General features: G+C 69.8%; 19 protein-coding genes and 3 pseudogenes. 8 read left to right on the top strand and 14 right to left on the bottom strand.

Annotated elements, in window-relative coordinates:
• Window positions 1-9 precede the first annotated feature (9 nt).
• Together OG306_RS40945 and OG306_RS28210 are read left to right on the top strand one after the other, a co-directional pair.
• A pseudogene (locus OG306_RS40945) lies at window positions 10-549 on the top strand (DUF7134 domain-containing protein); the annotation flags it as partial.
• 7 nt (window positions 550-556) lie between these two features.
• Window positions 557-1,357: pseudogene (locus tag OG306_RS28210) on the top strand (serine hydrolase domain-containing protein); the annotation flags it as partial.
• Between the two features lies 1 nt (window position 1,358).
• Here the strand turns inward: OG306_RS28210 and OG306_RS28205 are convergent.
• From OG306_RS28205 to OG306_RS28195, 3 genes are all read right to left on the bottom strand, one after another.
• The gene (locus OG306_RS28205; protein ID WP_266748984.1) at window positions 1,359-1,904 is read right to left on the bottom strand and encodes a hypothetical protein; all 546 of its coding nucleotides are present in this window, start codon (window positions 1,902-1,904) and stop codon (window positions 1,359-1,361) included.
• Between the two features lie 50 nt (window positions 1,905-1,954).
• The gene (locus OG306_RS28200; RefSeq protein WP_266752501.1) at window positions 1,955-3,118 is read right to left on the bottom strand and encodes an ABC transporter substrate-binding protein; all 1,164 of its coding nucleotides are present in this window, start codon (window positions 3,116-3,118) and stop codon (window positions 1,955-1,957) included.
• A gap of 171 nt (window positions 3,119-3,289) precedes the next feature.
• On the bottom strand, window positions 3,290-4,729 hold the full coding sequence (locus OG306_RS28195; protein WP_266748982.1) for a gamma-aminobutyraldehyde dehydrogenase: 1,440 nt from the start codon (window positions 4,727-4,729) through the stop codon (window positions 3,290-3,292).
• 163 nt (window positions 4,730-4,892) lie between these two features.
• Here OG306_RS28195 and OG306_RS28190 point away from each other — a divergent pair, with 163 nt between their 5' ends.
• The 5 genes from OG306_RS28190 to OG306_RS28170 all read left to right on the top strand — a co-directional run bounded on the left by OG306_RS28190 (window position 4,893) and on the right by OG306_RS28170 (window position 10,309).
• Window positions 4,893-5,399, top strand: coding sequence for an Lrp/AsnC family transcriptional regulator (locus OG306_RS28190; RefSeq protein ID WP_266748981.1), 507 nt, complete (start codon window positions 4,893-4,895; stop codon window positions 5,397-5,399).
• The gene (locus OG306_RS28185) at window positions 5,384-6,763 is read left to right on the top strand and encodes an aspartate aminotransferase family protein (protein WP_266748980.1); all 1,380 of its coding nucleotides are present in this window, start codon (window positions 5,384-5,386) and stop codon (window positions 6,761-6,763) included. The genes OG306_RS28190 and OG306_RS28185 overlap by 16 nt, the downstream gene beginning before the upstream one ends.
• 336 nt (window positions 6,764-7,099) lie before the next feature.
• Entirely contained in the window at window positions 7,100-7,837 is a 738-nt protein-coding gene (locus tag OG306_RS28180) for an ABC transporter ATP-binding protein (RefSeq protein WP_266748979.1), read from the top strand.
• The gene (locus OG306_RS28175; protein ID WP_266748978.1) at window positions 7,819-9,021 is read left to right on the top strand and encodes a hypothetical protein; all 1,203 of its coding nucleotides are present in this window, start codon (window positions 7,819-7,821) and stop codon (window positions 9,019-9,021) included. Before OG306_RS28180 ends, OG306_RS28175 begins: the two co-directional genes overlap by 19 nt.
• Window positions 9,022-9,181: 160 nt before the next feature.
• Window positions 9,182-10,309, top strand: a complete 1,128-nt coding sequence (locus tag OG306_RS28170; RefSeq protein WP_266752499.1) for an LOG family protein — start codon at window positions 9,182-9,184, stop codon at window positions 10,307-10,309.
• 18 nt (window positions 10,310-10,327) lie between these two features.
• On the opposite strand, the gene OG306_RS28165 is transcribed toward OG306_RS28170, so the two are convergent.
• From OG306_RS28165 to rpsB, 10 genes are all read right to left on the bottom strand, one after another.
• Window positions 10,328-10,780 carry an SRPBCC family protein gene (locus tag OG306_RS28165; RefSeq protein ID WP_266748977.1) on the bottom strand — a complete coding sequence of 151 codons (453 nt, stop codon included), beginning with the start codon at window positions 10,778-10,780 and terminating at the stop codon, window positions 10,328-10,330.
• 528 nt (window positions 10,781-11,308) lie between these two features.
• Entirely contained in the window at window positions 11,309-12,334 is a 1,026-nt protein-coding gene (locus OG306_RS28160) for an ABC transporter ATP-binding protein (protein WP_266748976.1), read from the bottom strand.
• Window positions 12,335-12,336: 2 nt separating this feature from the next.
• Complete coding sequence (locus OG306_RS28155) at window positions 12,337-13,950, bottom strand: ABC transporter permease (RefSeq protein WP_266752497.1); 1,614 nt, start codon at window positions 13,948-13,950, stop codon at window positions 12,337-12,339.
• A 161-nt stretch (window positions 13,951-14,111) separates the two neighbouring features.
• Entirely contained in the window at window positions 14,112-15,224 is a 1,113-nt protein-coding gene (locus OG306_RS28150) for a thiamine ABC transporter substrate-binding protein (RefSeq protein ID WP_266748974.1), read from the bottom strand.
• 245 nt (window positions 15,225-15,469) lie between these two features.
• On the bottom strand, window positions 15,470-16,576 hold the full coding sequence (gene rlmN / locus OG306_RS28145; protein ID WP_266748973.1) for a 23S rRNA (adenine(2503)-C(2))-methyltransferase RlmN: 1,107 nt from the start codon (window positions 16,574-16,576) through the stop codon (window positions 15,470-15,472).
• Between the two features lie 102 nt (window positions 16,577-16,678).
• Window positions 16,679-17,764, bottom strand: coding sequence for a phosphatidate cytidylyltransferase (locus OG306_RS28140; RefSeq protein WP_266748971.1), 1,086 nt, complete (start codon window positions 17,762-17,764; stop codon window positions 16,679-16,681).
• Window positions 17,764-18,321: a ribosome recycling factor gene (gene frr / locus OG306_RS28135; RefSeq protein ID WP_266748970.1), complete on the bottom strand. Its 558-nt coding sequence runs from the start codon at window positions 18,319-18,321 to the stop codon at window positions 17,764-17,766. Before frr ends, OG306_RS28140 begins: the two co-directional genes overlap by 1 nt.
• Window positions 18,322-18,501: 180 nt before the next feature.
• Entirely contained in the window at window positions 18,502-19,278 is a 777-nt protein-coding gene (gene pyrH / locus OG306_RS28130) for a UMP kinase (protein ID WP_266748968.1), read from the bottom strand.
• Window positions 19,279-19,437: 159 nt separating this feature from the next.
• The gene (gene tsf / locus OG306_RS28125) at window positions 19,438-20,274 is read right to left on the bottom strand and encodes a translation elongation factor Ts (RefSeq protein ID WP_266748967.1); all 837 of its coding nucleotides are present in this window, start codon (window positions 20,272-20,274) and stop codon (window positions 19,438-19,440) included.
• A 107-nt stretch (window positions 20,275-20,381) separates the two neighbouring features.
• Window positions 20,382-21,320, bottom strand: coding sequence for a 30S ribosomal protein S2 (gene rpsB / locus OG306_RS28120; RefSeq protein ID WP_371665705.1), 939 nt, complete (start codon window positions 21,318-21,320; stop codon window positions 20,382-20,384).
• 277 nt (window positions 21,321-21,597) lie between these two features.
• On the opposite strand from rpsB, the pseudogene OG306_RS28115 reads away from it, so the two are divergent.
• Window positions 21,598-22,092: pseudogene (locus tag OG306_RS28115) on the top strand (peptidoglycan DD-metalloendopeptidase family protein); the annotation flags it as partial.
• 212 nt (window positions 22,093-22,304) lie between these two features.
• On the opposite strand, the gene OG306_RS28110 reads toward OG306_RS28115, so the two are convergent.
• Window positions 22,305-22,907, bottom strand: coding sequence for a TetR/AcrR family transcriptional regulator (locus tag OG306_RS28110; RefSeq protein ID WP_327259639.1), 603 nt, complete (start codon window positions 22,905-22,907; stop codon window positions 22,305-22,307).
• Window positions 22,908-22,979 lie beyond the last annotated feature (72 nt).

Raw genomic sequence — 22,979 nt, 5'->3', positions numbered from 1 at the left:
AGCGCCACCATGCACATACGAGAGAAGGCGCTGGGTGCCGGCCCCCAGGCCGTCGACCTCAGCGTCGCGCTGCTGGTGCAGGCCGCTGTGACCATGCCGTTCGTCGTCCCGTGCGCCCCGGAACTGCCGGACGCGACATGGGCGGCGTACGGACTGACCACACTGAGCGTGCTGCCGCTGGTGGCCCGGCGGCGGGCGCCGGTCGCGGTCCTGCTCGCCGTGATCGCAGCCGGCGGCCTGTACGAGTTCGCCGTCGACGGTCCGGGTCAACCGCTGCCGTACTCCGGCCTCGTGGCCTTCTACACGGTGGCCGAACTCTCCTCGCCGTCGAAGCGGCTCGCGATCGGGGTGCTCACGACCGCGGCGGTGCTGTTCTCGGTCGGACTCGACAGCAGTGACATGCGGGAGCTGCTCTTCTCCCTCTTCGTGTTCTCCGCGGCCTACGCGTTCGGCCGGTTCACCGTGACGCGCACGGCCTATCTGAACGCGGTGGAGGACCGGGCCCGGCAGCTGGAGTTGACGCATCGGGTCGAGGCCGAGCAGGCGGCGGTCGGCGCTGATCCCGGCGACGTACAAGAAGGTCACGGTGCGCCAGCTGTTGAACCACACCAGCGGCATCCCGTCCGTCGGATCCGGCGGCGACACCCTCGACGAGTGGTACGCGCACCGCTTCGATCTGCACGACGCGGCGGACACGGTCCGCGAAGCCACCTCCCAGCGGCCGGACTTCGCGCCGGGTACGCAGCAGCACTACGGCAACATCGGCTACACCGTGGCGGGCCTGTTGATCGAGAAGCTCACTGACCACACGTACGAGTCGGAGGTGTCCCGCCGCATCCTGGAGCCCCTGGGGCTGAAGGGCACCGGCTTCCCCGGCACCGACCCGACGATCCGCGGCCCGCACAACCACGGTTACCAGGTCTTCACCGGGGCCGATGGAACCAGCGAACTGCGCGATGTGACGGTGTGAGGAGCGACGGACGCCTGGGCGGCGGGCGACCTGATCTCCACCACCGCGGATCTGGAGCGCTTCGTCCGGGCCCTGTTCCGCGGGCAGGTGGTGCGCGGGCCGCTGTTGGAGGAGATGTTCACGCTGCCCGGGGCATCGGTGCGCGAGTACGGCACGGGCGGCCCGGCCGCGTACAGCGCGGGTCTGTCGGTGATGAGGGTGGGCGGTCGCGAGGTATGGGGCAAGACGGGTGGCCGGTGGGGCTGCAACACGGCCGTCGCGGCCACCCGTGATCTCTCCCGGACCCTCGTCTACAGCGTCAACGCGACGGATGCGAAGGGTGAGGGCATGAACGCCACGGCGATGAACATCGTGGTGGCCGCCTTCGGCGCCCCGTCGGCCGGGTGACTCAGCCCGCTGCCGCGGCCGCGGGCCCGGCCACCGGGTCCGGCCTCCGCGGCAGCTCCTCCAGCCGTTTGATCATGCGGCGCACGACGAGCAGCGGGATCACCCCGAAGACCCCGAACGACATGTCGATGACGGACCACCAGAAGGGGATGTCCCGGATCGGCCCGCAGATCAGGGCGAGCGGGATGATCCCGGCGCAGGCGATCATGCCGAACTCGATCACCCAGATGTTGCGGACCGGGTCGCGGTAGGGGCCGTAGAAGGCGACCGCGATGACGAGGTGCGCGAAGGCCAGCCAGTCGGTGCCGTACAGCACGAAGGGATACCTCGCGTCGGCCTCGTCGAGACCGGTCCGGACCCGGGTGATCCACTCCATGAGGGCCGGGAAGTGCTCGGGCACAGGAGAGGCCGAGGACCTCAGCAGATCCTCGGCCCAGCGGAGTTCATGGACGAGCGGGAAGGCGGTCAGCCCGCTCAACACCAGACAGACGATAAAGACGACCAACCACACGCGTATGCGCCTCAGCAGGGCTCTTCGCTCGCTCATGTCCGCAGCGTACGCCCGCATTTACCGGGTCTTTACGCCACCCCGGACGGCTACAGGCCGACGATGGAGTTCCACTTCTTCGAGAACTCGGTACGTTCCTCGGGCGTGAAGTCCCGGCTGCTCGCCAGCCGCTTGCGCATCGCGTCGTCGGGGAAGATCAACGGGTCCTCGGCGAGCGCGGCGGTCTCCTTGTCCTTGGACGAGGCCAGCACCTCCTGGGCGGCCGGGACGGGACAGACGTAGTTGACCCAGGCCGCAAGTTCGGCGGCGACCTCCGGCTCGTAGTAGTAGTCGATCAGCTTCTCGGCGTTGCGCTTGTGCCGGGCAAGGTTGGGGATCATCAGTGATTCCGCCCAGAGTTCGCCGCCCTCCTCGGGCACCACGAACTCGATCTCCGGGTTGTCCGCCTGGAGCTGGATGATGTCGCCGGAGTACGCCTGGCAGGCGAGTACGTCGCCGGTCGACAGGTCCTTGATGTAGTCGTTGCCGGTGAAGCGGCGGATGTGCTTCTTCTTGACGAGCTTCTCGACCAGGTCGCAGACATCGTAGAAGTCGTCCCGCTTCCAGCGGGTGACGTCGACCCCGTTGCCCTGCATCAGCAGCGCCAAGGACTCGTCGAGCCCGGACAGCAGCGTCACCTTGCCGCTCAGGTCGTCCGCCCACAGATCGCTCAGGTGCTTGACCTCGCGGCCGAGCTTCTTGCGGTTGTACGCGATACCGGTGATCCCGGACTGCCAGGGGACGCTGTGCATCCGGCCCTTGTCGAAGGCCGGTGAACGCAGCTGCGGATCCAGATACTTGGCGACATTGGGCTGCTTGGCCCGGTCCATCTCCTGCACCCAGCCGAGCCGTACGAACCGTGAGGACATCCAGTCGCTCATGACGATCAGGTCCCGGCCGGTCTGCTGGTGGTTCATCAGCGAGGGGCTGATCTTCCCGAAGAACTCGTCGTTGTCGTTGATCTCCTCGGTGTACGCGACGGAGATCCCGGTCCGCTTGGAGAACGCGTCGAGGGTGGGACGCTTCGTCGGGTTCTCGTCGTCGGTGTCGATGTAGAGCGTCCAGTTCGCGAAGTGCAGGGAGTGATCGCTCGCGGAGAAGTCGCGACCGGCCCGGTCGCCGGGCTGCACATAGGCGGCGGGCACTCCGCAGCCGGCCAGCGTGACTCCGGCTGCTCCGGCCCCGAAGGCACGCAGCAGGGACCGGCGGGACATGGGGTTCTTCGGGATTGCTCGCACCTGCGCAGGATGCCGGTCCGATGAGGGTGCGGGCAATGGACCAACCGTCCAGCAGCACCCGCTCCGTCCGCACACCCTGTCGATGCCCGGGGAACGGAGACGGCCCCGGGCTCGCACCCGGGGCCGTACGCGACAACGGACGAGGCGTCAGTCGTCGAGCGAGGTCATGACGTGCTTGATGCGGGTGTAGTCCTCGAAGCCGTACGCGGAGAGGTCCTTGCCGTAGCCGGACTTCTTGAATCCGCCGTGCGGCATCTCGGCGACGAGCGGAATGTGGGTGTTGATCCACACGCAGCCGAAGTCGAGGTTCTTGGACATCCGCATGGCGCGGGCGTGGTCCTTGGTCCATACCGAGGAGGCCAGGGCGTACTCGACACCGTTGGCGTACGCGACGGCCTGGGCCTCGTCGGTGAACTTCTGGACGGTGATGACGGGGCCGAAGACCTCGTTCTGGATGATCTCGTCGTCCTGCTGGAGGCCGGAGACGACGGTCGCGGCGTAGAAGTAGCCCTTCTCGCCGACCCGGTGGCCGCCCGCCTCGACCTTGGCGTGGGCGGGGAGGCGGTCGATGAAGCCGCTGACCTGCTTCAGCTGGTTGGCGTTGTTGAGCGGGCCGTACAGCACGTCCTCGTCGTCCGGCTGCCCGGTCTTCGTGTCGGCGGCGGCCTTGGCGAGGGCGGTGACGAACTCGTCGTGGATGGACTCGTGGACCAGGACACGGGTCGCGGCCGTACAGTCCTGGCCCGCGTTGAAGAAGCCCGCGACGGAGATGCCCTCGACGGCCTTGGCGATGTCGGTGTCCTCGAACACGACGACCGGGGCCTTGCCGCCGAGCTCCAGGTGGACCCGCTTGACGTCCTTGGCGGCGGACTCGGCGACCTGCATACCGGCCCGTACCGAACCGGTGATGGAGGCCATCGCCGGGGTCGGGTGCTCGACCATCGCGCGGCCGGTGTCGCGGTCGCCGCAGATGACGTTGAAGACGCCCTTGGGGAGGATCTGGCCGATGATCTCGGCGATCAGCACGGTCGACGCCGGGGTGGTGTCGGACGGCTTGATCACGACGGTGTTGCCCGCGGCGAGCGCCGGGGCGAACTTCCAGACGGCCATCATCATCGGGTAGTTCCACGGCGCGACCTGGGCGCAGACGCCGACCGGCTCGCGCCGGACGATCGAGGTGAGGCCCTCCATGTACTCACCGGCCGAGCGGCCTTCGAGCAGCCGCGCGGCGCCCGCGAAGAAGCGGATCTGGTCCACCATCGGCGGGATCTCTTCGGTGCGGGTGAGCTCGATCGGCTTGCCCGTGTTCTCCGACTCGGCGGCGATGAGGTCCTCGGCGCGCTCCTCGAAGGCGTCCGCGATCTTCAGCAGGGCCTTCTGGCGCTCGGCAGGCGTGGCGTCCCGCCAGGCGGGGAAAGCGGCCGCGGCGGCTTCCATCGCGGCATCGACATCGGCCTGGCCGGAGAGCGGGGAGGTCGCGTAGACCTCTTCCGTCGCCGGGTTGACCACGTCGATGGTCCGCCCGTCAGCGGCGTCCCGGAACTCTCCGTTGATGTAGTTGCGCAGACGGCGCACCTCGGTGGTCACAACCACCCCTCCTGTCGACACGTCCAGTGGATGAGATGACCACCCTAGTCGCTCAGGTGACGCTTTCGACATGCCCAACCGCCGTGAACTTCGGATTCAGTGAGATCCGGACCCTCAGACAACGAATTTCATTGATCTGGGGTTGCCAGACAGACGAGTCCCGGTGCACAGTGGATGCGTGGCCAGTCGCAGCGCAGACTCCAGGACCGGGAGCGGATCGTCCCCAGCGGTCGATGCCGTATCCCTCGCAATCATCGAGCAGCTCCAGGAGGACGGACGTCGTCCGTACGCCGCGATCGGCAAGGCTGTCGGCCTCTCCGAGGCGGCCGTACGACAGCGTGTTCAGAAGCTGCTCGACCAGGGCGTGATGCAGATCGTCGCCGTCACGGACCCGCTCACCGTGGGCTTCCGGCGGCAGGCGATGGTCGGGATCAATGTCGAGGGAGACCTCGACCCCGTCGCGGAAGCCCTGTCGGCCATGGCCGAGTGCGAGTACGTGGTGATGACCGCGGGCTCCTTCGACCTGATGGTGGAGATCGTCTGCGAGGACGACGACCACCTGCTGGAAACGATCAACAAACGCATCCGGGCCATCCCCGGCGTGCGCTCCACCGAGAGCTTTGTGTACCTGAAGCTCAAGAAGCAGACCTATATGTGGGGAACCCGATAGCCGTGAGCAAGGACCTCAGCCGAACCGCGTACGACCACCTGTGGATGCATTTCACCCGCATGTCGGACTACGAGAACGCGCCCGTTCCCACCATCGTGCGTGGCGAGGGCACCTACATCTACGACGACCAGGGCAAGCGCTACCTCGACGGCCTCTCCGGCCTGTTCGTGGTCAACGCCGGTCACGGCCGTCACGAGCTCGCCGAGGCGGCGTACAAGCAGGGCCAGGAGCTCGCCTTCTTCCCGGTGTGGTCCTACGCCCACCCGAAGGCCGTCGAGCTGGCCGAGCGGCTCGCCGACTACGCGCCGGGCGACCTCAACAAGGTCTTCTTCACCACCGGTGGCGGCGAGGCCGTCGAGACCGCCTGGAAGCTGGCCAAGCAGTACTTCAAGCTCCAGGGCAAGCCGACCAAGTACAAGGTCATCTCCCGCGCGGTCGCCTACCACGGCACTCCGCAGGGCGCCCTGTCGATCACCGGCCTGCCGGCCCTGAAGGCCCCCTTCGAGCCACTGGTCCCCGGCGCGCACAAGGTGCCGAACACCAACATCTACCGCGCCCCGATCCACGGCGACGACCCGGAGGCCTTCGGCCGCTGGGCCGCCGACCAGATCGAGCAGGAGATCCTCTTCGAAGGCCCCGAGACCGTCGCCGCGGTCTTCCTGGAGCCGGTGCAGAACGCCGGCGGCTGCTTCCCGCCGCCGCCCGGCTACTTCCAGCGCGTGCGAGAGATCTGCGACAAGTACGACGTGCTGCTCGTCTCCGACGAGGTCATCTGCGCCTTCGGCCGTCTCGGCACGATGTTCGCCTGCGACAAGTTCGGCTACGTGCCGGACATGATCACCTGCGCCAAGGGCATGACCTCGGGCTACTCCCCGATCGGTGCCTGCATCGTCTCGGACCGCATCGCCGCGCCGTTCTACGAGGGTGACAACACCTTCCTGCACGGCTACACCTTCGGTGGCCACCCGGTCTCCGCGGCGGTCGGCCTCGCCAACCTCGACATCTTCGAGCGCGAGGGCCTCAACCAGCACGTCCTGGACAACGAGAACGCCTTCTTCACGACGCTGCAGAAGCTGCTCGACCTGCCGATCGTCGGCGACGTCCGCGGCAACGGCTTCTTCTACGGCATCGAGCTGGTGAAGGACAAGGCCACCAAGGAGACCTTCACCGACGAGGAGACCGAGCGCGTCCTGTACGGGTTCCTCTCCAAGGCGCTGTACGACAACGGCCTGTACTGCCGGGCCGACGACCGCGGCGACCCGGTCGTCCAGCTCGCGCCGCCGCTGATCTCCGACCAGTCGACGTTCGACGAGATCGAGGGCATTCTGCGGACCGTCCTCACCGAGGCGTGGACCAAGCTCTGACAGCGCTGCGACCGGCAGGCCGACCACGGATCGGCCGGCCGGTCGCCCCTGTCCGCCCGTCGGCCCGGCGGGCCGGGTTCCGTCCTGCGGTGATCCACCGGACGAAACCCGCGGCTTGACCCCCGCTTGACCACCGGATGACCGGCTCGCAGCGGTCGCCTTCATACGGTCCACACGGCCCGGATGCCCCCATTCGAGTGGGAAGGGGTGCACCCGGGCCGTGTGCTGTGCCCACACCGCGGTTCGAATCCTTACGGTGCCGAGTGACCGATCGGCCCCCTCTTCGTTCCCCCGTACGGGGGAACGGGAATTACGATCTGAACCGAGGTGTACGCCATGGTGGCCCCGCCGGACAATGACGTGATCTGGGCGCGTTCCCTGCAGCACTCCCACAACGGCTCACCCGCCCTCGGCGGCGTCTCCGTAGGCGTCCGCGACGGCGAGATCCTCGCCGTGACCGGCCCCAGGGGCAGCGGCAAGACGACCCTGCTGCACTGCCTGTCCGGTCAACTCGTGCCCCAGCAGGGCGAGGTGTGGTTCAACAGCGTCCCCGTCCACACCATGGGGCCCCGGCTGCGCGAACGGCTGCGCCGCGACAGGTTCGGCTGGATCGCCCCCGAGCCCCAGCTCGTACCGGAGCTGAACTCCTGGGAGAACGTGGCCCTTCCGCTGCTGCTGCGCGGCACTTCGCACCGGGAGGCGAAGAAGACCGGCCTGGACTGGCTGGAGCGGCTCGACATCGGCGCGTGTGCCAGGAAGCGACCGCACGCGTTGCCCCAGGGACAACGCCAGCGGATCGCCGTGGCCCGCGCGCTGGCCGCCTCACCCGCGGTGATCTTCGCCGACGAACCGACCGCGACCCTGCACCGCACCGACCGGTCGCATGTGCTGCGCACGCTCACCAGCGCGGCGCGTTCGCACGGCATCACCGTCGTGCTGGCCACCCATGACGCGGAGGTCGCCGCCCTCGCCGACCGTACGGTCCCGCTGCTGGACGGCCGCCGCGTCGCCACCGTCGCCCTGCCCGCCGTATCCGATGCGGAGGGCCACTCGGCGTGCTCGCTCTCCGTCTAGCCCGGGGTTCCCATCCGCTGGTCCTGATGCGGCGGCTGCTGGTCGCGGCCGCGTCCGCCGGGGTCGGCTTCCTGCTGCTGTGCGCCCTGGGCTACGCGTCGGGGCACCCGGCGCATTCCACCGGGGCCGTGCTGCGCCTTTTGTGGTGCTTCGTGCCGCTCGCCGCCACCGTGCAGTTCGCGGTCGCGGTGGCCCGCACGGATCCGAGTACCCGGCCGCGTTCCGGGCTGTCCGCCGTGGGCCTCGGGCCGGTGAAGTTCACGATGCTCGCCGCGGTCTCCACCGCCGTCTCCTGCAGCCTCGGGTCGATGGTGGCGCTCCTGCTCTTCCTCCATCTGCGCGGTGATCTGTCCGGACTGCCGTTCGACGGCGCGGCGGCCGGGCTGCTCGACGCGGACGCCCCGCTGCCGCTCGCGGCAGTGCTCGTGCTGCTGGCCCTGGTCCCGGTGTCCGCGGCGACGGCGAGCGCGCTGGCGCTGCGCAACCGGCCGGTCTCGACAGCGTCCGGGGTCTCGGCGACGGTCGGGGACGACGACCCCGTGGACGCCCTGCCTCAGGACCTGCCGCCGGCACCGGCGGCGCCCCCGACGGGGCTGCCCTGGGGGGTGGCGCTGACCTCGGTCGGCCTCGCTGTCGAGGCGTACATGGGCGGCGGCGACGGGCGCGGCCTGCTCCCCCTCCCCGGCAGGCTCGATGCCACCCCGGCCGGAGTGCTGGCGGGCTGGACGCTGACGGCGATCGGCCTGGCCATGGCAGGACCCGGTCTGGCGTATCTGTGCGGGCGGCTCCTGCAGGCGGTGCGCCCCGGCGCCGTACGCCTGCTGGCCGGCCGGGTGCTGATGAACGAGGCGCGCCGGATCGGCGGGCCGCTCGGTGTGGTCTGCGCGGTTCTCTCCGCGGTGGCCGCCGCCCACGCGCTGTACGGGACGGCGCCGCGCCCCTTCGGCCCGCTCACGGAACTGGGTGCGGTGCTCGTCCTCGGCTGCACCACGGCAACGCTGCTGACCTCGGCGCTGGAAGTCCGGCAGGACCGCACCCGCACGGCACAGGCGCTGCTGACGCTCGGCGCCCCCGCCTCGGCGCTCCGGGCCGCGACAGCGCTGCGCGCCGCCGTGCTGCTGCTCGTCTTCGCCCCGCTGACCTGGCTGATCGCCGAGCTGGCGGCGCTGCCGCTGACGGCGTGAGGACGCCGCCTCCGGGCGGCGCCCGCGCGCCTGGGCCGCTACGTAGCATGACACCGTGGAGAACCCGGACGACAGCAAACCCGTACCGGGCCCATCGGGTTCGACGGGTCCGGTCGGCCCGTCGGGACCGTCCGGCCCATCGGGGCCGTCCGGTCCACCCATTCCATCGGCTCCGTCCGGTCCGGAAATCGAGTCGCTCGCCGCGTTCGATTCGGCGGTCGCCGCCGGAACGCTGGCCGGACAGCGGGTCCAGTCCGTCGACCTCACGGACCGCAGCGCCGCTCTGCTGGCCGCCGACACGTCCGGCACGGTCTTCCTCGGCTGCCCCATGGCGCCCGAAGCGGCGGCGAAAGTCCGGAACGACGGCGCGATCGTCTTCCCGCCGGTGCCCGGGCTGCCCTTCGATCCGTACCGGGGTCTGCTCTACTCCCCCGACGCGCTCTACGAAGGGCTGGCGGACGGCGGCTACTCCGCGACGCCCGATGCCCGCGCGTACCGCTGGTTCCAGGAGACCCGGGCGAGTGGCGACGCCTTCGCGTCGATGCTGCGCGCGCTCCACGACGACGCGGTCTCCGACGCGCTCGACGAACACCTTGTCGGCGCCCGCGTCGTCGGGGTGATGGGCGGCCATGCCACCGCTCGCGGCAGCGCGCGGTACGCGGCGGCGGCCTGGCTCGGCCGGACGCTGGCCCGGGGCGGCCTGACCGTGGCGACCGGCGGGGGGCCGGGCGCGATGGAGGCCGCGAACCTCGGGGCTTACGCGGCGCCGCACCCCGATCCGATGCTGGACGAGGCCTGCGGGATGCTGGCCGCGACCCCCTCGTTCCTCCCGTCGGTCACCGCGTGGGCGCTGGCCGCCTTCGCCGTACGGGAACGCTGGCCGGGCGGCGGCGGCTCGGTGTCGATCCCCACCTGGTTCTACGGACACGAGCCGCCGAACCCGTTCGCCGACAACATCGCCAAGTACTTCGCCAACGCCCTGCGCGAGGACGGACTGCTCGCCCGCTCCACGGCGGGAGTGATCTTCCTGCCCGGCGCGGCCGGCACCGTACAGGAGATCTTCGGCAACGCGACGCCGAACTACTACGGCTCGCGCGGCGGACCGACCCCGATGGTGCTGGTCGGCCGCACGCACTGGACCCGGGAGCTGCCCGCCTGGCCGCTGCTGCGCGCGCTGGCCGACGGCCGGACGATGGGATCCCGAATCGCGCTCGTGGACACGGTGGACGAGGCGCCCGAGGCGCTCGCCCGGTTGTCGGCGGACCCGCGGCCGGGAGTCGGCCGCTAACCGGAAACCGGAACCGGTTCAGAGGGACGCGAGACGGGCCACCAGCGCGTCGAAGAAGGCCTCCCAGCCGTCCTCGGCCGCCGCGTACTGCTCGGCCGTGAGGTTGCCGCCGCGCTGTGTGAACACCATTTCCGTGGTCCTGGCGCCCCGGTCGGTGAACGTGACCGTGACGGTCTCGCCCTCGATGTCGGCGGGCGCGGTGGCATCCTTCAGCGTAAATACCAGCCGCTCCGGCGCGACCACCTCGCGGTAGACCCCGTGGAACGGCATCTCGGTGCCCGGCACCACGATGACCAGGCTCCAGGCGCCGCCCGGCCTGACGTCCATCGACAACCGGTCGAGCGGAACCTCGGCGTCCCCGCCGTACCAGGCGGCGAAGTGCTCGGGGGTGGTCCACGCTTCGAAGACGCGTTCCCGCGGAGCGTCGAGGACGCGGGTGATGTCGATACCCTCGCGTGCTGAACCGGTCATTGTTCCCGTCCTTACGATGAGTCGTTCCGGACCTTCCGCGTGTCCCCTCCAGCTTGCACGGACACCATGGGAAACGGCGGACGGAACCGTCGGACGCCGCTCGGCCGGTCCAGTGGACGCGGCCACCGCCGGGCCACGCGAGTCCGGCCGAACGGGCATGACCCGGATACACCGCACTGATACGGGCCGGGCTCGCCCTTACCGCATGGCGGGCTGCTCGACGGCTGAGGAAGATCCGCCTCCCCACTGGGACGAGGACTCAGCAGGACTCAGGGAAACTCGCCAGATGTAGCCGCGCGCTCGTGCCCCTCCCGGCAAGCTTTGCTGGTCGCGGCACTAGTTGACGGCTCTGCGCGCTGCGGCCGGCGAGCCTGAATGGTTCGCCTGGTCGCGCGAACAACCCTGCGCCACTTCCCTTTCGAATCCGGACAGCAGCGCGGCGAGCGCGAAGTCGGAGCGCGCCCCGGTCACGGCATCGCCCGCTTCCCGGGCGGCGCGCACCAGCAGCGGGTAGGCGTAGTACGACCCTCAGAAGGCAGCGGGCAGGACAACGGTCTCCGTCGCGTCGAAGCCGACCCCGACCGCCGCGCCCTCCTCCGGCGCGTCCCGCAGCGCGCACTCCGCCTCCAGCACCGGAGCGCCCTCCGGGATCAGCTGGACGGCGACGTGGTTGCCCCGGAACGTACGCGTCCCGACCGTGCAGCGCAGCCCGTCGTCCGGGGCACCGATCCGGACCCCGGCCGGGCGCACCAGCAGATCGCACGCCCCTTGCGGCGAGCCTTCGGGCACCGGCACCGTGCCCCACACCGTGTCGGCGGCCGTGCCGGTCACCGTCGCCTCCACCACGTTGTCGAAGCCGAGAAACCGGGCGACGAAGGCGGAGGCGGGCCGCTGCCAGACCTCCAGCGGGGTGCCCACCTGGGCGATCCGCCCGTCGCGCATCACCACGACCCGGTCGGCGAGGGCGAACGCCTCGCCCTGGTCGTGGGTGACGGCGAGCACCGTCGTACCCAACCGCCCGAAGAGCGTGCGCAGTTCGACGACGAGCCGTTCACGCAGGCCGCGGTCGAGCTGGCCGAGCGGCTCGTCCAGCATCAGCAGCTTGGGGCGCGGAGCGAGCGCCCGCGCGAGGGCGACACGCTGCTGCTCGCCGCCGGACAGCGCGGCGACGGCCCGCCGTTCGGCGCCGGGCAGGCCCACCAGGTCGAGGAGTTCGCCGACCCGGTGCTCCTGATCGCGCCGCGACACCCCGCGCATCCGCAGCCCGAAGGCGACGTTGGCGCCGACGTCCCGGTGCGGGAACAGTTGGTGGTCCTGGAACATCAGGCCGAGTCCGCGCCGGTGCACCGGCACCCCCGCCTGGTCCGCGCCGTCCAGCAGCACCCGGCCACCGTCCGGCGGACGCAGACCGGCGACCACCCTCAGCAGCGTCGACTTGCCGCTGCCGCTCGGCCCCAGCACGCACACGATCTCGTGCTCGGCGACCTCCAGATCCACCCGGTCGAGCGCCGCACGCTCGCCGAAGCGAACCGTGGCCGATTCCAGTGTCAGCATCTCTAGAACTCCCCGGACCGGTCCGTGCGAATACGTTCGAGCAGCAGCAGCGACACCGCGCAGACCACCATCAGAAGGGTGCTGAGGGCCATCGCCTGGCCATAGTTGAGCTCCCCGGCCCGTCCGAGCAGCCGGGCCACGGCGACCGGCAACGTCGGGCGGTCGGGCCGCGCGATGAACACCGTCGCACCGAACTCACCGAGCGACACCGCGAACGCGAAGCCGGCCGCGACCAGCAACGCCCGTCGCACCAGCGGCAGATCGACTTCCCGCCAGGCCCGCAGGGGCGACGCGCCGAGCACCGCGGCCGCCTCCCTCAGCCGGCCGTCCACCGCGCGCAGGACCGGCAGCATGGTCCGTACGACGAAGGGCACGCCGACCAGCGCCTGGGCGAGCGGCACCAGAATCCACGAAGTCCGCAGATCCAGCGGGGGCTTGTCCAGGGTGATCAGGAAACCGAAGCCGACGGTGACCGCGGACACGCCGAGCGGCAACATCAGCAAGGCGTCGAAACCGCGCACGAGCCGGCCCGTGCGCCGGGTCAGCGCCGCGGCGGCGAGCCCGCCGACGACCAGCGCGATGGCCGTCGCGACCAGTGCGTACTGAATGGAGTTCCAGACCGCTTCGAGCGGCGCGACCAGGAACGTACCGCCGCCCGCGTCCACGGACCCCAGGGCACGGTAGTAGTCGAGGCCGTGGCCGCCGGGCGTGGCCAGTGAGCGCTCCACCAGCACCCCGAGCGGCAGCAGGATCAGCACCAGCACGGACAGCAGCACCCCGCAGAGCAGCGCCCATTGCGCGGCGCCGCGCGGCCTGCGGGCGGTCTGCGCGGGGTCGACCAGTTTCAGGGCGGTCTCTCTGCGCCGTACGGTCCACGCGTGCACGGCGAGGATCGCGCCGACCGCGGCGAACTGCACCAGCGTCAGCACGGCGGCCGTCGGCAGGGCGAGCAGTTGGGCGGTCTGCCGGTAGATCTCCACCTCCAGCGTGGCGTATCCCGGACCGCCGAGGATCTGCACGACGCCGAAAGAGGTGAAGGTGAAGAGAAAGACCATCAACGCGGCGGCGGCCACGGCGGGTGCGAGGGCCGGCAGGGTGACCCGCCGCCAGGCGGCGAACCGCCCGGCTCCCAGCACCCGGGCGGCTTCCTCCTGCCGCGGGTCGAGCTGTGACCACAGCCCGCCCACGGTCCGTACGACCACCGCGTAGTTGAAGAAGACATGGGCGAGCAGAATCGCCCAGACGGTGGTGTCGAGGCGCACGCCCCAGAGCTCGTCCATGAACCCGCCGCGTCCCACCAGTGCCAGGAAGGCTGTCCCGACGACAACGGTAGGCAGGACGAACGGCACGGTGACGACCGCCCGCAGCAGTTGTTTGCCGGGGAAGTCGAAGCGGGCGAAGACATAGGCGCCGGGCAATGCGATCAGCAGGGTCAGCGCGGTCGAGGCGAGCGCCTGCCAGGTGGTGAACCAGAGGACGTCACGGATGTCCGGCCGGGTCAGCACCTCGCCGATCCGGCCGAACTGCCAGACGCCGTCCGCCTTCAGGCCGCGGCCGACGATCGCGGTGACCGGATAGGCGAAGAACAGTGCGAAGAACGCGACGGGCAGGGCCATCAGGCCGAGCCGCGCCGCGCCCCCGCGCCACGCCTTCGCGCGCGCGACGTCCGCGTGCCCGGAGCGGCCGCGCGGCTCCTCACCACGCGGCCCGTCCCGGTGCGCACCCGTACCGCCCGGGCCCTGCCCGCCCGCGCCCGTTGCGCGCACGGGCGTCTTCGCTACTTCACTACGAGCGAGGACCACGACTGGACCCACTGCTCACGGTTCTTGGAGATCTTGTCCGGGGCGACGGTCGTCGGCCTGTCCACCGTTGCACCGAACTTCGTGAAGAGCTCCGGCAGTTTCGCGCCCTTGGTGACCGGGTTCACGAACATGTTCAGCGGCATGTCCTCCTGGAACCTCTTGCTGATCAGGAAGTCCAGCAGGGCCTTGCCGCCCGCCTCGTTCTTCGCGCCGCTCAGCAGCCCCGCGAACTCGATCTGGCGGAAGCAGGTCCCGGTGGCGACCCCGGTCGGGGCGGCGGTGGGCTGCGGCTTCGCGTAGAGCACCTCGACGGGCGGGCTGGAGGCGTACGAGACGACGAGCGGCCGGTCGGCCTTGGCTTTCTTGCCGCCCGCGGAGCCGGAGAACTCCTCGTTGTACGCCTGCTCCCAGCCGTCGACGACCTTGACGCCGTTGCTCTTCAGCTTCTTCCAGTAGTCCTGGTAGCCCTTCTCTCCGTAGGTGGCGACGGTGCCGAGAAGGAAGCCGAGGCCGGGCGAGGAGGTCTGGGCGTTCTCGGTGACGAGGAGGTTCTTGTACGCGGGCTTCGTCAGGTCCTCGAAGGACTGCGGCGGCGCGAGCTTCTTGTCGGCGAAGTACTTCTTGTCGTAGTTGACGCAGATGTCGCCGGTGTCGATCGGCGTGACCCGGTGCTCGGCGGCGTCGAGCTGGGTATCGGACGCCACCTGGTCGATGCCCTTCGCCGCGTACGGCGTGAAGAGGCCGCTGCCGAGGGCGCGGGAGAGCAGGGTGTTGTCGACGCCGAAGAACACGTCACCGCGCGGGGAGCCCTTGGTCAGGATCTCCTGGTTGAGCGCGACACCCGCGTCGCCGCTCTTCAGTACCTTGACGGTGTAGCCGGTCTGCTCGGTGAACTCCTTCAGCACGTCCTTGGAGGCGTTGAAGGAGTCATGGCTGACGAGCGTCACGGTCTTCGAGCCCGAACTCTTCTCGGAGCCGGAACCGGAGTCCGACGTATCGGAACTCCCGCATCCGGCAAGCGCGGTGACGCCGAGCGCGGCGGCAACGGCCGTCGCCGCGAGCTGCTTGGTCCTGCGCGTGGTGCTCATTGTGGATTCCTCCTGGGTTTTGGCCAGGAAGAGACGCGGCCCTGCCCACGGGAGGCGGGCAGGGCGCAACAGCATGAGTTGATGACCGAACTTCCTACCCGGAATGACCCGGGCGAGGTTCAGAGGGTCTGCGGCCGACCTGTCCTCGGTGCCGCACTCTCAGCGCTGTGGCGCTCCCCTGTCGGAATATGAAGTTGATTCTATGAAGTTGATTTCAGGCCCAGGTTACACGGGCCGTTCCGGCCTCAGCGCTCGGCCGCCGCCAGCTGCCCGCAGGCGCCGTCGATCTCCTGGCCGCGGGTGTCCCGCACGGTCACCGGCACCCCGTGTGCCGCGATCGCCTCGACGAAGGCCTTCTCGTCCTCGGGACGCGACGCGGTCCACTGGGACCCGGGCGTGGGGTTCAGCGGGATCAGGTTGACGTGCACCCGCCTCCCCTTGAGGAGCCGGCCGAGCCGATCGCCGCGCCAGGCCTGGTCGTTGATGTCCCGGATCAGCGCGTACTCGATGGAGATGCGACGGCCGGACTTCTCCGCGTACTCCCACGCGGCGTCCAGCACCTCACGCACCTTCCACCGCGTGTTCACGGGGACGAGCGTGTCGCGCAGTTCGTCGTCCGGAGCGTGCAGCGACACGGCGAGACGGCACTTGAAGCCCTCGTCGGCGAAGCGGAGCATCGCGGGCACCAGGCCGACGGTGGAGACGGTGATCCCGCGCTGCGAGAGCCCCAGCCCGTCCGGCTCCGGGTCGGTCAGCCGGCGGATCGCGCCGACGACCCGCTTGTAGTTGGCCAGCGGTTCGCCCATGCCCATGAAGACGATGTTGGAGAGCCGCGCCGGGCCTCCCGGGACCTCCCCGTCGCGCAGCGCCCGCATGCCGTCCACGATCTGGTGCACGATCTCCGCGGTCGACAGATTGCGGTCGAGACCGGCCTGTCCCGTGGCGCAGAAGGGGCAGTTCATCCCGCATCCCGCCTGTGACGAGATACACATCGTCACCCGCTCCGGGTAGCGCATCAGGACGGACTCGACGAGCGTCCCGTCGTGCAGCTTCCACAGCGTCTTACGGGTGGTGTCGTCGTCGCAGCTGATGTGGCGGACCACGGACATCAGATCAGGGAACATCGCTTCGGCGAGCTTGTCCCGCGAAGCGGCCGGGATGTTGGTCCACTCCGCCGGGTCGTGCGCGTACCGCGCGAAGTAGTGCTGCGAGAGCTGCTGGGCGCGGAACGGCTTCTCGCCGATCGCGGCAACGGCTTCCTTGCGCTCGGCGGGCGTGAGGTCGGCGAGATGCCGCGGCGGCTTCTTGGCTCCGCGGGGCGCGACGAAAGTGAGTTCTCCGGGCTTAGGCATGGTCCATCCAGTGTCGCAGACAGAACAGTGAGGGCCCGCCGCCCTGTGGACAACGGACCCTCACTCGCAAAAGCCCAGGTCAGGAAGGTAGAGCTCGGGGGATCAGCCGGAGCCCACGAACAGCACCAGCAGCAGCCAGACCACCGGGGCGGTCGGCAGCAGCGAGTCCAGCCGGTCCATGATGCCGCCGTGCCCCGGCAGCAGCGTGCCCATGTCCTTGATTCCGAGGTCCCGCTTGATCATCGACTCGCCCAGGTCACCGAGGGTGGCGGTGGCCGCGACCGCAAGCCCCAGCAGCAGCCCCTGCCACCAGGAACCACCGTCGATCAGGAACTGCATGCACAGCGCACCGGCGGCCATCGCGAAGGCGACGGCCCCGAACAGGCCCTCGCGGGTCTTCCCGGGGCTGATGCGCGGCGCGAGCTTGTGCTTCCCGAAGCGCCAGCCGACGGCATACGCGCCCGTGTCGCTGACCACGGTCAGCAGCAGGAAGGTGAGCACCCGCTGCGGCCCGTCGTCCGCGGTCAGGAGCATGGCGACGAAGGTGGCCAGGAACGGCACGTAGAACGCGGCGAACACGCCGGCCGTGACGTCCTTGAGGTAGCCCTCCGGAGGCTCGGTCATCCGCCAGACGAGCACCGCAAGCGCGGTCAGCGCCATCGCCACCCAGGCGCCCTCGGCGCCCCGTGCGTATCCGGCCACGACCATCGCAGCGCCACCGACCGCCAGCGGGATGAGCGGCGCCTTGATGCCCTTGCGCTCCTCCAGCCGGGAGGTGAGCTCCCACAGGCCCACGACGACGGCGACGGCGATCACACCGACGAAGACGGCCTTCACGATGAACAGCGAGGCGACGATGACGGCGCCGAGCCCCACACCGACCCCTATGGCAGCTGGCAGGTCACGACCCGCACGTTTCTTCTGCGGGGGAGGCGGCGCGGTGGACATGGGCTCCTGCGGCTTCTCGTCGCGGAACAGGGGGCCGCCGCTCAGGCGTGCGGCCCCCCGGTCCCGGTCATCACGGTCGTCAGCGTCTCTACCTGCGTCGGGGGCGTCCGGCACGATGGGCATGGGCCGAGTCTGCTGGGCGCCATGCACATCGTATGCAGGACCCGCCGGAGCTGCCTGCGTCTCGGGCGGACCCCAGTGGCCGGCTCTCTGCGGGGCGCCCCAGGAAGAGTCGTTCATCAGACTTCGAGCAGCTCGGCTTCCTTGTGCTTGAGCAGCTCGTCGACCTGCGCGACGTACTTCGCGGTGGTGTCGTCGAGTTCCTTCTCGGCGCGACGCACCTCGTCCTCGCCGGTCTCCTTGTCCTTGACCAGCTTGTCGAGGGTCTCCTTGGCCTTGCGGCGCACGGCCCGGATGGAGATCTTGGCGTCCTCGGCCTTCGTCTTCGCGACCTTGATGTACTCGCGACGACGCTCCTCGGTGAGGTCCGGGAAGGTCACTCGGATGATATTGCCGTCGTTGCTCGGGTTGACGCCGAGGTCCGAGTCGCGGATGGCCTGTTCGATGTTGCGCAGAGCGCTCTTGTCGAACGGCGTCACGACGGCCATGCGCGGCTCGGGCACCGAGAACGAGGCGAGCTGGTTGATCGGGGTCAGCGCGCCGTAGTAGTCGGCGACGATCTTGTTGAACATCGCCGGGTGGGCACGGCCGGTACGGATCGCGGCGAAGTCCTCCTTCGCTACGACGACGGCCTTCTCCATCTTCTCCTCGGCCTCAAGGAGGGTTTCTTCGATCACCACGTGCTCCTGCGTGTCTTGAGTGGGCCCGGCGTGCTCGGGCCCGGCGGGTCCTGGGTCGCGTCCTCACCTGCACGGTGTCCGACCGGCAGGCCGTTGTCCATCCTTCGGGACCTGTCCCGGGGTGTTCCCCACAGGCCCCGGGCCCTCCCGCGGCTTCCCGGGAAGGCCCCCCGGTTCTCAGGCCCGGGTGCCCTGGTCACTCACGAGCGTGCCGATCTTCTCACCCTTGACCGCGCGGGCGATATTGCCCGTGGCGGTCAGTTCGAAGACGAGGATCGGCAGCTGGTTGTCACGGCAGAGCGTGATGGCGGTGGCGTCGGCGACCTTGAGATCGCGGGCGAGCACCTCGCTGTACTCAAGGGCGTCGAACTTCACCGCGTCGGGGTTGGTCTTCGGGTCGGAGTCGTAGACCCCGTCCACGCCGTTCTTGCCCATGAGCAGCGCCTGGGCGTCGATCTCCAGGGCACGCTGGGCGGCGGTGGTGTCGGTGGAGAAGTACGGCATCCCCATACCGGCGCCGAAGATGACGACGCGGCCCTTCTCCAGGTGGCGCACGGCGCGCAGCGGGATGTACGGCTCCGCGACCTGTCCCATGGTGATGGCGGTCTGGACCCGGGAGTCGATGCCCTCCTTCTCCAGGAAGTCCTGGAGAGCCAGGCAGTTCATGACCGTGCCGAGCATGCCCATGTAGTCGGACCGGGCCCGGTCCATGCCGCGCTGCTGAAGTTCGGCACCGCGGAAGAAGTTGCCGCCGCCGATGACAATCGCGATTTCCGCGCCGCCGCGGACGACTGCCGCGATTTCCCGGGCGATGGCGTGTACGACGTCGGGGTCTACGCCGAGACCTCCGCCGCCTGCGAACGCCTCTCCGGACAGCTTCAGCATGAAGCGTCCGGGCACCTTGCCGTCCTCGCGCTTGTGGTCACCTTTGGCGGCGTCCGCGCCCTTGTTCATGGAGATTCTCCTCGTGCACATACGAAGAAGGCCATTGCCGGTGGGTCTGGTGTCCCTCAGCGGCAATGGCCTCCTCGTCAGATCTGCGGTCGTACGGCATGAGTGCGGCCGACGACTGCACTGGACCCTAACGGGGTCCACCGTTGTTCGCGGACGGACTCAGATGCCGACCTTGATGCGCGAGAAGCGCTTCAGGGCGACACCGGCCTCGTCCAGAACCTTCTGGACGGACTTCTTGTTGTCCTTGGCGAACGCCTGCTCCAGGACGACGACGTCCTTGAAGAAACCGTTGACGCGACCCTCGACGATCTTCGGAAGGGCGGCCTCCGGCTTGCCCTCCTCACGAGAGGTGGCCTCGGCGACACGACGCTCGTTCTCGACCGTCTCGGCCGGGACCTCGTCGCGGTTGAGGTACTTCGGGGCGAAGGCGGCGATGTGCTGCGCGACGTCCTTGGCGGCCTCGGCGTTCTCCTTGTCGAGCTCGACCAGGACACCGACCTGCGGCGGGAGGTCGGGCATCGTGCGGTGCATGTACGCAGCCACGTAACCGCCGGTGAACTGCGCGAAGCGGTCCAGGACGATCTTCTCGCCGAGGTTGGCGTTGGCCTCGTCGACGTACGCCTGAACGGTCTTGCCGGCCTCGATCTCGGAGGCGAGCAGCTCGGCCAGGTCGGCCGGGGAGGTCGCGGCGACGTGGGCGGCGAGCGTGTTGGCGACGGTCTGGAACTTCTCGCCCTTGGCGACGAAGTCCGTCTCGCACTTCAGCTCGAGCAGAACGCCGGAGGTCTTGTCCTCGGAGATGAGGGAGACGACGGCGCCGTTCTCGGCAGAACGGCCCTCGCGCTTGGCGACGCCCTTCTGACCCCTGATACGGAGCGCCTCGACGGCCTTGTCGACGTTGCCCTCGGCCTCGTCGAGCGCCTTCTTGCAGTCCATCATGCCGGCGCCGGTCAGCTCGCGGAGCTTCTTGACGTCAGCGGCGGTGTAGTTCGCCATGAGTCTGTGTTTCTCTCTCGAAGTCTGAAAGATCTACGGGTAAACGGCGGGGGCGGTGCTCGTGGCACCGGCCCCGCCGTCATTCAGCCGTGACGGAGACGGAGGTGTCAGGCCTGCTCGGCGTCCACGGCCGGAGCCTCGGCGGCGGGGGCCTCGGCGGCCGGGGCCTCGGCGGCCGGGGCCTCGGCGGCGGCCTCGGCCGGCGTCTCGGCAGCGTCCGCAACCTTCTCGGTCTCGGCGGAGGTCTGCACCTCGGCGTCGGCCTTCTTGTCGCCCTCGAGCAGGTCGCGCTCCCACTCGGCGAGCGGCTCACCGGCGGCCTTCTCGCCCGGCTTCGAGTCACCGGTGGCGGCACCGGAACGGGCGATGAGGCCCTCGGCGACGGCGTCGGCGATCACGCGGGTGAGCAGGGTGACGGAGCGGATCGCGTCGTCGTTGCCCGGAATCTTGTAGTCGACCTCGTCGGGGTCGCAGTTGGTGTCGAGGATCGCGACGACCGGGATGTGGAGCTTGCGCGCCTCACCGACGGCGATGTGCTCCTTCTTGGTGTCGACGATCCAGACGGCGCTCGGCACCTTCTGCATCTCGCGGATACCACCGAGGGTCTTCTCCAGCTTGGCCTTCTCGCGGGAGAGGACCAGGAGCTCCTTCTTGGTGAGGCCGGAGGCGGCCACGTCCTCGAAGTCGATGAGCTCGAGCTCCTTCAGACGCTGAAGGCGCTTGTAGACGGTGGAGAAGTTGGTGAGCATGCCACCGAGCCAACGCTGGTTGACGTACGGCATGCCGACGCGCGTCGCCTGCTCGGCGATGGCCTCCTGGGCCTGCTTCTTGGTACCGACGAACATGATGGAGCCGCCGTGGGCGACGGTCTCCTTGACGAACTCGTAGGCGCGGTCGATGTACGACAGCGACTGGAGCAGGTCGATGATGTAGATGCCGTTGCGCTCGGTGAAGATGAAGCGCTTCATCTTCGGGTTCCAGCGACGGGTCTGGTGACCGAAGTGGACGCCGCTTTCCAGCAGCTCCCGCATCGTAACGACGGCCATGGCCGTACTCCTTGAGGTGCTCGGTTGCCGCGACCGCAGGATTGCTGTCGCGCCTGACGCCCCGACGCGCCGTGCCACAAGGGACCGAGGAGCGCGGCCACCATCCGCAGAGAGGGAGATGGCGGGGCGTGCGAAGTCGACCCGGTGACCCGGATCGCCATAGGAAGTGTACGGGACGGGCCGGGTGCCGGGTGACGGCGTTGTCCACAACCGGTCGGTAGTCCACAGATCTGGACCATGATCCCCGCGAATCCGCGCGGCACGGGACCGTTCTGCCATGCGATGCACACCCGATCCGACCGTTTCCCTTTCCCTGCTCGTGCGCGGACTCCGGCTCGTGCGCGGACTCCGGCGCGTGCGCGGACTCCGGTTCCGCGAGGCCGCGCTCGTGGCGGTGGTGACCCTTCTCGCGACGCTGTGCGGTGCGCCGGTCGCAACAGCGGCAGGGACGGGGGCCGCGCCTGCCGCCGTGTGGCCGCTGGCCGGGCGGCCCGCGGTCGTACGGGGATGGGAGCCGCCGGCCGACGCCTACGGGCGGGGCCACCGCGGGGTGGATCTCGCCGCGGAACCGGGCACGACGGTGCTCGCCGCAGCCTCGGGCCGGGTCTCGTTCGCGGGGCGTGTGGCGGGACGCGGGGTACTGGCGATCGAGGTGGCCGGGACGGGTGATCCACCGCAGCGGACCACGTACGAGCCGGTGCGCGCGCTGGTCGCGAAGGACGAGGAGGTGGTGGCGGGACAGGTCGTGGCAGTCATGGAGGCGGGGCCCTTCCACTGCGCGTCGGGCTGTCTGCACTGGGGGCTGCGGCGCGGTGCCGCGTATCTGGATCCGTTGTCGCTGCTGCCGCCCGGGCTGCTGCGGCGGGGGCCGTCCCGGCTGCTGCCGGTGTTCGGCGTACCGGAGCCGCGGCCCTCGGCCGAGGGGGCCGGGGACGGACTCGCCGCCCCCGGCGTTCTGCTCGTCGCCGCCGTGCGACGCCGACGTCAGCCCTGTACGCCCTGCACGCCCTGCACGCCCTGTACGCCCTGTACGCCCTGTACGCCGCGCAGGATCATGGCGACAGCGGTGTCCGCGATCACGCCCGGCTCCTCCGCCACGCCGAGTTCGATACGCCGCACCGCGGCGTCCACCGAGCCCTGCAGCAACATCGCCGCCAGCCTCGGCTGTTCGTGGCCGAGGTCGCCGAGCGCCTCGACGATCATGGCGATCAGCCCGCCGTGCGCGGCCCTGATCTTCTCGCGTGCGCCCGCGTCCAGTTCGCTCGCCGAGATCGCGACGACCGCCCGGTGGCGGCGGTCGCCGACGAGGTCGAGCTGTCGCCGTACGTAGGCCTCGATCTTCGCCTCCGGCGTGGCGGCCTGCTCCATCGCGCCTTCGACCTCGGCCGCCCAGACGGGGAAGTCGACGGCGCAGAGCTCTTCGACGACGGCCGCACGGGAGCGGAAGTACTCATAGACGGAGGACCGGGCGAGGCCCGTGCGTTCGGCGAGGGCGGGGAAGGTCAACGCCTCCGTACCCCCCTCGGACAGCAGGGAGCGGGCGGCGTCCAGGAGGGCGCCGCGCTGCATGGTCCGGTGCTCGGCCACCGAGGCCGCTCGAATCCTGGGCACCCGTCCACTCTACGGCGACCGGTGTCCGAGAGGGCGCGTAAGGCCCCT

It is taken from the genome of Streptomyces sp. NBC_01241, from assembly GCF_041435435.1.
Taxonomy (GTDB): domain Bacteria; phylum Actinomycetota; class Actinomycetes; order Streptomycetales; family Streptomycetaceae; genus Streptomyces.
This window is presented reverse-complemented; position numbering and strand designations above follow the sequence as displayed.